10 protein-coding genes are annotated in these 12,349 nt (G+C 68.1%); all 10 read right to left on the reverse strand.

Annotated elements, in window-relative coordinates; all coding sequences use genetic code 11:
* Positions 1–60: 60 nt before the first annotated feature.
* On the reverse strand, positions 61–1,584 hold the full coding sequence (gene gatB / locus WFH00_RS05625) for an Asp-tRNA(Asn)/Glu-tRNA(Gln) amidotransferase subunit GatB (RefSeq protein WP_336659680.1): 1,524 nt from the start codon (positions 1,582–1,584) through the stop codon (positions 61–63).
* The gene (gene gatA / locus WFH00_RS05630; RefSeq protein ID WP_336659681.1) at positions 1,584–3,134 is read right to left on the reverse strand and encodes an Asp-tRNA(Asn)/Glu-tRNA(Gln) amidotransferase subunit GatA; all 1,551 of its coding nucleotides are present in this window, start codon (positions 3,132–3,134) and stop codon (positions 1,584–1,586) included. Before gatA ends, gatB begins: the two co-directional genes overlap by 1 nt.
* 9 nt (positions 3,135–3,143) lie before the next feature.
* Positions 3,144–3,464 (reverse strand): Asp-tRNA(Asn)/Glu-tRNA(Gln) amidotransferase subunit GatC, encoded by a 321-nt coding sequence (gatC, locus tag WFH00_RS05635; RefSeq protein ID WP_336659682.1) that lies wholly within the window; start codon positions 3,462–3,464, stop codon positions 3,144–3,146.
* Positions 3,457–4,224, reverse strand: a complete 768-nt coding sequence (locus tag WFH00_RS05640; RefSeq protein ID WP_336659683.1) for a DNA-3-methyladenine glycosylase I — start codon at positions 4,222–4,224, stop codon at positions 3,457–3,459. Before WFH00_RS05640 ends, gatC begins: the two co-directional genes overlap by 8 nt.
* A gap of 129 nt (positions 4,225–4,353) precedes the next feature.
* The gene (gene ligA, locus WFH00_RS05645; RefSeq protein ID WP_336659684.1) at positions 4,354–6,753 is read right to left on the reverse strand and encodes an NAD-dependent DNA ligase LigA; all 2,400 of its coding nucleotides are present in this window, start codon (positions 6,751–6,753) and stop codon (positions 4,354–4,356) included.
* Positions 6,754–6,782: 29 nt separating this feature from the next.
* A complete protein-coding gene (gene mnmA, locus WFH00_RS05650; protein ID WP_336659685.1) occupies positions 6,783–7,949 on the reverse strand; it encodes a tRNA 2-thiouridine(34) synthase MnmA in 1,167 nt (388 codons plus the stop codon).
* A 59-nt stretch (positions 7,950–8,008) separates the two neighbouring features.
* Positions 8,009–9,199, reverse strand: coding sequence for a cysteine desulfurase family protein (locus WFH00_RS05655; RefSeq protein WP_336659686.1), 1,191 nt, complete (start codon positions 9,197–9,199; stop codon positions 8,009–8,011).
* Between the two features lie 13 nt (positions 9,200–9,212).
* Positions 9,213–10,193, reverse strand: coding sequence for a tetratricopeptide repeat protein (locus WFH00_RS05660; RefSeq protein ID WP_336659687.1), 981 nt, complete (start codon positions 10,191–10,193; stop codon positions 9,213–9,215).
* 19 nt (positions 10,194–10,212) lie between these two features.
* Positions 10,213–11,409 carry a hypothetical protein gene (locus tag WFH00_RS05665; protein ID WP_336659688.1) on the reverse strand — a complete coding sequence of 399 codons (1,197 nt, stop codon included), beginning with the start codon at positions 11,407–11,409 and terminating at the stop codon, positions 10,213–10,215.
* The gene (locus tag WFH00_RS05670) at positions 11,406–12,185 is read right to left on the reverse strand and encodes a hypothetical protein (protein ID WP_336659689.1); all 780 of its coding nucleotides are present in this window, start codon (positions 12,183–12,185) and stop codon (positions 11,406–11,408) included. The genes WFH00_RS05665 and WFH00_RS05670 overlap by 4 nt, the downstream gene beginning before the upstream one ends.
* Between the last annotated feature and the right edge of the window lie 164 nt (positions 12,186–12,349).

Below are 12,349 nucleotides of genomic sequence, written 5' to 3' on the forward strand. Positions count from 1 at the left end.
CATCGAGCGGGCCCCGTGTGCAGCTATCGCACACGGGGCCCGCAGGGTGTTCGCGCCGGACTATTCGCCAGCCTGTCCGGCCCGCTCGAGCACGAGTTCGCGCACTCGTGCCGCGTCAGCTGAACCGCGCATGGCCTTCATCACCGCGCCGATGATGGCGCCGGCGGCCTGCACCTTGCCGTCGCGGATCTTCGCGAGCACGTCGGGCTGCTCCGCGAGCGCCGCGTCGACTGCTTCAATGAGGGCGCCGTCGTCGGAGACGATCGCAAGTCCGCGGGCCTCGACGATCTCGGTCGCGGTGCCCTCCCCGTCGATGATCCCCGCGATGACCTGGCGCGCGAGCTTATCGTTCAGCGTGCCCGCGTCGATCAGCTCGACGACCGAGGCCACCTGCTCGGGGGTGATGAGGTCGGAGGAGACCGCGCCGCGTTCGTTCGAGATGCGCGCGATCTCGCCCGTCCACCACTTGCGTGCGGTTTGGGGCGGGACGCCCGTGGCGATGGTCGCCTCGATCGTCGCGAGCAGCCCCGCGTTCACGAGGTCCTGGAACTCGAGCGCCGAGAACTGCCACGACTCGCGAAGGCGGCGGCGGCGCAGCGTCGGGTGTTCCGGCAGCTGGGCGCGCAGTTCCTCGACGAGGTCGCGCGACGGCGTGAGCGGGGCGAGGTCGGGCTCCGGGAAGTAGCGGTAGTCATCCGCGTCGCTCTTCGGACGGCCGGGCGAGGTCTCCCCCGTGTCCTCGTGCCAGTGGCGCGTCTCCTGGGTGATCGAGCCACCGTCGGAGAGGATCTGCGCCTGCCGCTGGATCTCGAACCGCACCGCGCGCTCGATCGACCGCAGCGAGTTGACGTTCTTCGTCTCGGTGCGCGTGCCGAGTACGGTCATACCGGCGTCTTCGTTTCCACGCGGGCGCAGTGAGACGTTCGCGTCGCAGCGCAGGTTGCCGCGCTCCATGCGGGCATCGGAAATACCGAGCGCCGTCACGATGTCGCGGATCGTGGAGACGTATGTCGCCGCGATCTCCGGCGTGTCCGCCTCACCGCCGAAGATCGGTCGGGTGACGATCTCGACGAGCGGCACACCCGCCCGGTTGTAATCGACGAGCGAGTATTCAGCGCCCTGAATGCGACCGGTCGAACCACCGACGTGGTTGAGCTTTCCGGCGTCCTCCTCCATGTGCGCCCGCTCGATCGGCACGTGCACCACGCGACCTGAGGCGAGCTCGATCTCGACGGAGCCGTCGTGCGCGATCGGGTCGTCGTACTGGGAGATCTGGTAGTTCTTGCCCATGTCCGGGTAGAAGTAGTTCTTGCGGGCAAAGCCCGACACTTCGGCGATCTCGCAGCCGAGCGCGAGGCCCAGGCTGATCGAGTAGCGCACCGCCTCGTGGTTGAGCACGGGGAGCGAGCCGGGGAGGCCGAGGCAGACCGGTGCGAGGTTCGTGTTGGGCTCCGAGCCGAAGACGTTCGGCGCGGGTGAGAACATCTTGGTCTTCGTGTTGAGCTCGACGTGCACTTCGAGCCCGATCACGGGTTCGAAGAGTTCGAGCGCGCGGTCGAAGTCCATGAGCTTCGTCTTCGCCATCAGTTCGCTGCCTTTCCGGTCGAAGCCGATGCAATGGATGCCGCGTCAAGAGCCGGGGCCTGTGCCCAGAACGGTGAGCCGTCGCGGTCGGTGATGAGCTGTTCGATCGCGCTGCCGGCCCGATACAGGCGTGCCTCCTCGAACGCGGGGGCCATGAGCTGCAGGCCGACGGGCATGCCGTCTTCGCTCGCCGTTCCGATCGGAAGGCTCATGCCCGGGAGACCCGCGAGGTTCGCCGGAATCGTCGTGGCGTCGTTCAGGTAGTCGCGCAGCGGATCCCCCGCGTGCGCACCGAGTGCCCACGCCGTCGTCGGAGCGGTCGGCGACGCGATGACGTCGACCTGCTCGAACGCGGCGGCGAAGTCGCGCTGAATGAGGGTGCGCACCTGCTGTGCGCTGCCGTAATAGGCGTCGTAGTAGCCCGCCGAAAGGGCGTACGTGCCCAGGATGATGCGTCGCTTCACCTCGGGTCCGAACCCAGCGGCCCGAGTCTCGCTCATCACGCTCTCGACGGTGCCGCCGCCCTCGGGAGCGACGCGGAGGCCGAAGCGAACCGAGTCGTACTTCGCGAGATTGCTCGACGCTTCCGCGGGAAGGATCAGGTAGTAGGCGGCAACCGCGTACTCGAAGTGCGGTGCGTCGATCTCGACGATCTCCGCACCCTGCTCGGTGAGGAGCGCGAGCGCCTGCTCGAACCGCTCGGCGACGCCCGTCTGCAGGCCATCGACCATCAACTGCTTCACGACGCCGACGCGGAGCCCATGCAGGCTCGCGGGGTCGGAGCCGCCGCGAGCGGCCCCCGCCATCGACGGCCAGGCATGGTCGAGCGAGGTCGAATCGTGGTGGTCGTGCCCCGCGATGACGTCGTGCAGCAGCGCGGTGTCGAGCACGGTGCGCGCGCAAGGGCCGATCTGGTCGAGCGACGATGCGAGGGCGATCGCGCCGTAGCGGCTCACTCCCCCGTAAGTCGGTTTCACGCCGACTGTTCCCGTGAGTGCGGCGGGCTGACGGATCGAACCGCCGGTGTCCGAACCGAGCGCGAGCGGGGCTTCGAAGGCTCCGACGGCGGCAGCCGAGCCACCGCCCGAGCCGCCCGGTACTCGATCGAGTCGCCACGGGTTCAGCGTGGGGCCATACGCGGAGTTTTCCGTCGAGGAGCCCATCGCGAACTCATCCATGTTCGTCTTGCCGATGGACACGAGCCCAGCGTCGCGCACCCGCGCCACCGCGGTCGCGTCGAACGGTGAGCGGTAGCCCTCGAGAATCTTCGAGCCAGAGGTCGACGGCATGTCCGTCGTGACGAGCACGTCCTTGATCGCGATCGGCACGCCCGCGAGTTCGCCGAGCTCCGCGCCCTCCGCACGGCGCGCATCGATGGCGCGCGCGGCTGCGAGAGACGCCTCGCGGTCGGTCGCGAGGAACGCGTTCAGCGCTCCGTCGACCTCGGCGATGCGGTCGAGGTGCGAGCGAGTGGCCTCCTCCGAGGAGACCTCACCGGAGGCGAGCTTCGCCGCGAGGTCCGCGGCGGTCAGTTGCGTCAGTTCAGTCATTGCCCCGCCCTACTGCTCTTCACCGAGAATCGAGGACACCCGGAACATTCCGTCGGTCACCTCGGGCGCGTTCGCCAGTGCTTCTTCGCGTGTGAGCACGTCGGCAACCACGTCCGGTCGAGTGACGTTGTTGATCGGAATGGGATGACTCGTGGCCGGCACGTCGGCGTTCGTCACCTCGCCCACCTTCGCCACGTTGGTGAGAATCGAATCGAGGTCGCTCGTGAGCGATGTGATCTCGTCGGGAGTAAGGGCAATCCGGGCGAGGCCCGCGAGATGCTCCACGGTCGATGCCGTGATCTCGGTGCTCGCCGCGCTAGGTTCAGGCATGCTGCTCCATCGGGAGGGGTCTGTTGGGAACGGGCTCCATCTTATCGGCGGCGCGCTGAGCGCCCCGCGGCTCCGCCGCGACGGCGACCCCTGAAGGCTCGGGCAGAACCACTTCCTTGCCGGCGACGAACGTCCTCGTGAATGGGAGCGGCAGCTCCGTTCGGCTCCCGCCGGCCGCCCAGAGACCTGAGCAGCCCCTTCGGTGGCTCGAGAGCAGGTGAGCGTCAGCAATTCCTATCGCAGTCATCAGCGCGTACACGGTCGTCGGCCCCACGAACGAGAAGCCGCGACGCTTGAGTTCTTTCGCGAGCTCTCGCGACTCCGGCGAGACGCTCGGCACTTCCTCCTCTGTTCGCGGAGCCGGCGATCGCTCGGGCTGGTATCGCCAGACCCACTCGGCGATCCCCGCACCGGTTTCCTCGCGCAGGCGGATTGCCGCTCGGGCATTCGAAATCGTAGCGACGATCTTTCGTCGGTTGCGGATCAGCCGAGCGTCCATGAGGAGCCGCTCGATATCGGCGTCGTCGAATGCCGCCACGCGCTCGATCGAGAAGCCTGCAAACGACTCACGGAAGGCCTCTCGCTTACGGAGTACCGTCAGCCATGACAAACCAGACTGGAATGCCTCGAGGCTCAGCCGCTCGAACACCTCATCGTCTTCGAAGAGCGGCATCCCCCATTCGGTGTCGTAATACTCCGTGAGCAGCGGATCCTGCGTCGCCCACGCCGCGCGCTGCACCGTTCCCGAGTTCGTCGTCATCACCGCTCCTTCCGTCTTGCATCGCGATCCGTACATGGGTCGCTCAGGCTTCACTCGAGACGCTACCTGCAACTCATAGGAAACTCACGACTCATTCACAATGTGTGGATAACGTGTGCATAAGTCAGCTCATGACGTCGCTGCGGGGACGTCTTCCGCGCCGTCAGACCCCTCGGCCTCGCCCGACTCCTTGCCCAGCTGCAGCGCGCTCGGCCCCTGCTGCACAAGCACCGCGAACTGCTCGGCGTCGAGCACGGGGATGCCGAGCTCCTCGGCCTTCGTCAGCTTCGAGCCCGCACCGGGCCCCGCGGCGACGAAGTCGGTCTTCTTCGACACGCTCGAGGCTGCCTTGCCGCCCGCTGAGATGATGGCTTCTTTCGCGCCGTCGCGCGTGAAGCCCTCGAGTGACCCTGTTGCGACGACGGTGAGCCCCGCCAGCACGCCTCCCGCGGCCGCGGCCGCTCCGGGACCCGGGTGCCCGGGAGTCGCCCACTGCACGCCCGCCTCGGTCCAGCGATCCACGATCTCTCGGTGCCAGTCGACCTCGAACCAGTCGATGAGCGACTCCGCGATGATTCCCCCGACGCCCTCGACCTCCGCGAGCTCCGCTTGCGAGGCTGCACGAATGGCGTCGAGCGAACCGAACCATTCGGCGACCGCGCGCGCCGCCACGGGCCCGACGTGCCGGATGTTCAGGGCGACGAGGAGCCGCCACAGCGGCTTGGTCTTCGCCTTCTCGAGCTCGGCGATGAGCGTCTCCGCATCCCGCGACGCGACGACCCGCTCCTCCTGCTTCACGCCGGCCTTTCGCCGCGCGGCGGCAGACGCCCGGTCCCAGGGCTCCGGGTAATAGCGTTCGGTCTTCTGGAACGGCTTGCGGCGACGCGGCTCCCCGTTCTCCTCTCGACGCGGCTCCCCCGTCTCGCTGTCGCGCACGATGACCTCGATCGGCACCAGCTGCTCAACCGTGAGATCGAACAGCCCCGCCTCGGTCTCGAGCGGTGGCTCGGCCGGAATCTCGGGCTGAGTGAGCGCTGCCGCTGTGATCTCCCCGAGTACCTCGATGTCGAGACCACCTCGCGAACCGATGTGCTCCACGCGCCCGCGCACCTGCGCCGGGCACGCCCGAGCATTCGGGCACCGCAGGTCGATGTCACCCTCCTTCATCGGGCGCAGCGGAGTGCCGCACTCGGGGCAGTTCTCCGGCATCTGCCACTCCTCTTCGCTGCCGTCGCGAAGCTCGAGTACCGCTCCGAGCACCTCGGGGATCACGTCTCCCGCCTTGCGGAGCACCACGGTGTCGCCGACGCGAACGCCCTTCGCCCGAACCACCTGCTGGTTGTGCAGCGTCGCCTGGCTGACCGTCGAGCCCGCGACCTTCACGGGCTCCATCACCGCATATGGCGTTGCGCGCCCGGTGCGCCCGACGCCAACCCTGATGTCGAGGAGCCGCGTGTGCACCTCCTCCGGCGGGTACTTGTAGGCGATGGCCCAGCGCGGAGCCCGGCTCGTCTCCCCGAGCTCGTCGTGGAGCGAGAGCTCGTCCACCTTGACTACGACGCCATCGATCTCGTGCTCGACATCGTGTCGATGCTCCCCTCGATCTTCGATGAACGCGACAACCTCGTCGATGGAGTCGAACACTCGGGAGTGCGGCGACACCGGCAGGCCCCACTGGGCGAGGAGGTCGTACGCCTCCGACTGGTGAGCGATCGGTGGGTCGGGCCACGCTCCGATGCCGTGAACGTACAGCGAGAGACGGCCCAACCGATCCCGCATCAGCGCGAGGTCGGCCTCCGATTTCTTCTCCGCCCGCTGCCGCAGGCTCCCAGCGGCGGTGTTGCGCGCGTTCGCGAACTCCGGGTAGCGCACCGGAATCTGCTCCTCGCTTCGCCCCTTTGCTCGCTGCTCGTCAAAGAAGGCCGCCTGCAGCTCGTGCTGCCGCCGATTCAGAGCTTCGAACTGCTCGCTCTCGAGAAAAATCTCACCGCGCGCTTCGAAGAAGGGAGGAAAGCTATCGCCCGTCAGCCTCCGCGGAATCACCGGGATGAGGTCGACGTTCTCCGTGATATCTTCGCCGACGCGACCGTCACCGCGCGTGGTCGCGGTTTCCAGCGCTCCGTCGCGGTAGGCGAGGCTGATCGCGAGGCCGTCGATCTTCAGCTCGGAGAGCCAGCGCACCTCCCTGCCAGCCGCCGATCGCGTCTTCACCGCCCAGTCGCGAAACTCCTCGACCGAGAACACGTTGTCGAGACTGAGCATGCGCTCGGCGTGCTCATGCTCGGGGAAGCCCGCGGAGACAATCGCCGCTCCCACCTCGCGCGTCGGGCTGTCCTGGCCCGCGAGCTCCGGGAACTCTCGCTCGATCGCCTCGAGGCGATGAAACATCTCGTCGTACTCGGCATCCGAGACGAGGCTCGCACCCTCCGAGTAGTAGGCGACGCGCAGCCGCGCGATCTCCTCCGAGAGGCGCGCGGCCTCCTCGCGGGCGGCCTCAAAATCTTCGGGAATCTGCGCGGTGGTGCTCACGGTTCCAGTGTAGGAGCCGCCTCAGACATTCATGAGCGGCTTGCGAGAACCTCGGCCGACACGGCACGATCGATGGTGAACTGGCCGAGCACACGGGTGCCGACGTAGAGCACGGCCGTCTGCCCGGGAGCGACTCCCATCAGCGGTTCTGCGTGCTCAAGGTCCACATCAACGACGACCTCGTGCGTCGCGCCGACGCGGTGCTGCTCGGTCCGCTCCTCCTCGCGAATCGCTTCGAGCCGCGCGAACGCCGGGACGGGCTCGGCGTGCGCCCGAATCTGCACCTCGCACGCGAACCGTTCCTCAAGGTCGAAACCCGGATCCCCCGCCCAACTGAATCGCCCGCCCGCGATCCGCGAAATCGCGAGGTGCTCCTTCGGTCCGACGACGACCTGATTCGACACCGGACGGATCGACAGCACGTAACGCGGCTTCCCGTCCTCGGCCGGTCGGCCGAGCTGTAGTCCGCGGCGCTGACCCACGGTGTAGCCGTGCGCGCCGTCGTGCTGCCCGACCACCTCGCCCGCCTCGTCAAGAATCTCGCCGGGCTCGCGCGCGACGTGATCCGAAAGCCATCCGCGCGTGTCGCCGTCGGGGATGAAGCAGATGTCGTGGCTGTCCGGCTTCTGCGCGACCTGCAAGCCCCGCTCGGCGGCTTCCGCTCGCACCAGCTCTTTCGACGGCGTGTCTCCGAGCGGGAAGTAGCAGTGGGCCAGCTGGCGCTCGGTGAGCACACCGAGCACGTACGACTGATCCTTCGCCCACGCACTCGCGCGGTGCAGTTCCGTGCCGTGCGTTCCCGGCTGCAGGGTGGCGTAGTGCCCCGTCGCGACCGCGTCGAACCCGAGCGCGATCGCCTTATCGAGGAGCGCTGCGAACTTGATCTTCTCGTTACATCGCATGCACGGGTTCGGCGTGCGACCCGCGGCGTACTCCGAGATGAAGTCGTCGACCACATCCTCCGCGAAGCGCTCACTCAGGTCCCACACGTAAAAAGGAATGCCAAGCAGGCTCGCCGCACGGCGCGCATCCATCGCGTCCTCAATCGTGCAGCATCCGCGCGAGCCGGTGCGGATCGTGCCCGGCATCCGGCTCAACGCCAGATGCACTCCGACGACCTCATGGCCGGCTTCGACGGCGCGCGCCGCGGCTACCGCTGAGTCCACCCCGCCACTCATGGCTGCCAAAATCTTCACCGCAGCAGCCTAGTCGAGGGTACGAAGCCCGTCGAGTCCCGAAAAGACGACCGGCGCGCCTAGCTCAGACCGGCCGCGCGAGCCGACTCGAGCGCAGCCGGAAGCGCTTCAAGCAGCGCGTCGATCTCCTCGTCCGTCGTCTCAGGGCCGAGCGTGAATCGCAGCGCACCAGCGGCGGTCTCGGGCGGAAGCCCCATTGCAAGGAGCACATGCGAGATCTCGGCGACGCCCGCCTGGCACGCTGACCCGACGGACACCGACACCCCCGCCCGGTCCAGCAGGAACACGAGCGAGTCGCCCTGGCACCCCGGGAACGTGAAGTGCGCGTTGCCGGGCAGCCGCTCCGGCCCCGGAGGCGCGCCGCGCAGCACGGCGGTAGGATCCGCCGCCTGGATGCCCGCCACCAGACGATCGCGCATCCGCTTCATTCGGCGCGTTCGCTCAGGTGCGGGATCGGTCTTCGCGTCGAGCACGAGGTCCAGTGCCGCCGCGAAGCCCACCGCCCCCGCGACATTCTGGGTTCCGGATCGCGAGCGCTGCTGCGACCCACCGTGCAGCAGCGCATCCGCCACGACCCGCCGCCCGAGCACGAGCGCTCCGACGCCGACGGGGCCGCCGATCTTGTGCGCCGACACGCTGACCGCGGATGCTCCCGAAGCGGCGAAATCGACGGGCACCTGCCCCAGCGCGGAGACGGCGTCGACGTGCGCGGGAATGCCGTGGGCGGCCGCGATCCTGCACAGTTCCGCGACGGGCTGCACGGTGCCCACCTCATTGTTCGCCCAGAGAAACGAGACGAGCGCGATCTGCTCAGCGCCGTGCTCGGCGATGGCTCGTTCGAGGTCTACCGGATCGAGTCTCCCCGCCGCGTCGAGCGCGAGACCGACGATCCGCGCCCCCTGCGCGTCGCGAAGCCACTCGGCCGCCTCCATCGTTGCGTGGTGCTCGCCGTCTGCGATGAGGAGCACCGGCCCCGAGCCGGCGCGTCGCCGTGCCCAGTAGAGGCCCTTGATGGCGAGATTGATCGACTCCGTGCCGCTCGCGGTGAAGATGAGCTCCGCCCGGTCGCAACCGAGACCGCGGGCGACGCGGTCTCGCGCCTCCTCCAGCGCCTCGCTCGCGCGCTGACCGTGACCGTGCGTGGACGCGGGGTTGCCGACCGTTCCGAGCGCTGCCGTGTACGCGGCGAGCACATCCCGGGGCATCGGCGAGGTAGCCGCGTGATCGAGGTAGGCGCGGGGTGCCGCCATCACCGGGCTCCGTTCAGTAGAGCAGGCTTGCGAGGCGGCCGCGCGCCGCGATGACGCGCGGGTCCGCAACGCCCACGACCTCGAACAGCTCAAGCAGGCGCTCGCGGATCGCGGTGCGGCCCGTCTCGTCCTGCGCCGGGAAGAGGTCGAGCAGGCGGAGGAACGCGTCTTCGACGTGCCCACCGGAGACATCGAGATCGGCAACAGCGAGCTGAGCGTCGACGTCGCCGGGCGCCGCAGCGGCGGCTGAGCGGATCGCGTCGGCCGTCTTGCCCTGCAAACGATGGAGCAGTTTCACCTGGACCAGCGCTGCGCGGGCCTCGGCATCGGCGGGGGCGCGCGTCAGCACGGCTTCCCACTCCGTGATCGCCGTGGCGTAATCACCGCGCTCGGCGGCTTCCACGGCCGGCAGGTGCGCCGCGGGGATCGCGGGCTCAGCGGGTTCGCCACTCTCCTCCGAGTCAACCGCGTCCGGCGCGCTCACGCGCCCGCTGACGCCGTGCTGCTCCGCGAGCTGCAACAGCTGACCGAAGAACTCCCGCACCTGCTGCTCGGGCAGCGCGCCCTGGAACAGCGGCACCGGGCGGCCGCCAACGAGCGCAACCACGGTCGGGATCGACTGCGCCTGAAACGCCTGAGCGAGGCCGGGATTCGCATCGACATCGACCTTCGCGAGCAGCACGCGCCCGCCGAGCTCGCGCGTGATCTTCTCGAGCACCGGACCGAGCGTCTTGCACGGCTCGCACCACTCGGCCCACAGATCGACCACGACCGGCACGATCGTCGAGAGCTGCGCCGCCTGCTCGAACGTCGCGTCCGTGACGTCGAGCACGAGGGAGGGGACGTCGACCACGGTGCCCGCGGAAGTCGACGGCGCACCTCCCGCGGGTGCTCCGGCTGTCGGCTGGGCCGACCCGGCCGACGAGTTGCGCGCGGCAATGTGGCTCAGGTCGATCCCGCCCCCGGGGATACGCTCCGGCATCTGCTGACTCATCTCTCTCGCTCCATTCCGCTCAGTTCGAGGCGCCGACGAGCTCGCTCGTGACGCCGAGCAGCGTGATCTTCGGATCGTCGCTGCTCTTGCTGGGTACGAAGAACAACATCTGGTGTGCGACCTGCTGCACGATCCGCTCCTGCTCGCCCTCAAGCCCTGAAAGAGCCGTGATCGCGGCTTGCGCCTGCGGCTTGTATCGCCCGCCCGCCGCGTCAACGATCTGCTCGTCCATCACCGTTGTCGCGACGAGTGCTCCGCCCGCTCCTGTCGAGAGCGCCACCACCGGCGATTCACCCTGCCGGGCGACCGCCGAGTACTTCATGGTCTGCCCCTTGTCGTCGGCGGTCGCCTGCGCCGTCTTCGCGCGCGCCTTGCCGTAGTTCTCGAGGATCGTGTCGCCCTCGAGCGAGAAGTATTTGGCTTCCGGAACGTCCGTGCCGTCCTGCAGAACGGCGGCGTAGGCATCGCCGACGTCTTCGGGCGCCAGCACGAGGGTCGAAATGTCGTTCGCCAGGAGCGCCGTACCGTCTTCCGCGGGTGCGGCCTCAGGCATCGAAATGCCGCCCTGGAGGGCGATCACTCGGGAAACCTGGAAATTTTCATGGGCCGACTGCTGCGTCAGAATGAGCGCCAGCGAGGGTGACGTCTTCTTCGCTTCCGCGTCGTCGCCGCCGTCCGCACCATCTGCACTCGCATCGGCGGTGCCGTCGGCAGCGGCGTCCGCCGTCGTCTCGCCCGAGGTCGACGCGACCGTGACGAACACCGTGCGCGGCCACGATTCGGTGCTCTGCACCAACGAGTAGTCGAGCTCGTCATCGGTGATTCGAGGCGGCACTACTGCATAATCCGGGACCGCGGACCTGATCTTGTAGTTCGATGCGCGCTGCTCGAGCGCGTCTTCGACGAAGCGATCCTCGATCTTGGATGCGTCCAGGGCGTCGTCACCGGCGTTCGCATCTGCCGCAACCTGCTCGACGATCCGATGCAGCTGGGCCGAAGACACTGGCACCGGAGCGATCGACGAGGGTTGCGCGGACGGCGCTTCTTCCGTCTGCCGCTCACCGAACTGGGGCCAGTAGTCGGCAGAGCAGCCGGTCAGACCGAGCACAGCTGCAAGGCCAATCACGGGCAGCACTCGCCGGGCATGTCGGACGCGCTTCTGCTGATCGCCGCGGGCACGCACGTCGGCAGCGCGATCCTGCACGTCGTAATTCATGAGTCCCCCTCTGAACTGCGCTCCGAAACCACGGGCGGATTCTGGGACGCGCGCCTCCGGGGCGAGCCGCCGAAGACATTGCGAATCCCCTGCAGCGGACCTCGGCGCCCTCGGCGCGGCCCCAACGCGCGTCGGTCGTAGTCGACCGCGAGCAAGTACAGCACCGCGCCGACCAGGGCGAGGATCGCACCGGACACCAGGAGCGGCCCGGCCCACGGCGTTTCGCGGTCCTGAACCCACACCAGCGCCATGTCCTGCGGGATCGGCGCGGTTCCCGTAGTCGCGATGATGACGGACTGGTCCGGGGCCAGAGATACCGGCACGCGCAAGGTGCCCGGCTCCGTACCCGAGCCCGCCCCCTCGATCATGCGCGATTCGAGCCACAGGTCGCTTCCCCGCGGGTCCAACCCCTTCTCGGGAACCGACTCGGATTTCTCAGCATCCTCGTCGGACGCCGCCGGGATGAGGGCGCTGAGGAGCTGCTGGTCGCGATCGTCGATCGAGAGTTCGGCGTGCGGGAACGGTTCAACCCAGCCCGCGACGTCTCGGTTCATGCCCGTTGCGACAAATGCATCCTTGCCCGTCACCACGACATTCGCCTGGCCGGGAAGCTTCGCGAACTCGGCACCGTCAATGACGGCGAAGGGCGTCTCCGACTGAGTATCGACCGGGAGGCGGATCTCCGACGGCCCCGCGAGGAAGGTGCGCTGCCCGATTCCCAGAAGCAGGAGAACCCCGGAAAGCACCAGCACCGCGATCGCTATCGCATGTCGCACAGGATCTCCTCTACTCGGCGAGCTCGATGGTCAATAAGGTCTTAGGACGAGGACGCGCACGACTGCACGTCCGCCACTTTCCGCGCCCCTGTGGCACAGAAACGTTACCGTGCAACGCTACCCGAGGATCCCTGGGATATGTTGAACGCCGTCGAGCACCGTCT

Origin of the sequence: Leucobacter sp. USHLN153 (genome assembly GCF_037145615.1) — a bacterium.
GTDB lineage: Bacteria > Actinomycetota > Actinomycetes > Actinomycetales > Microbacteriaceae > Leucobacter.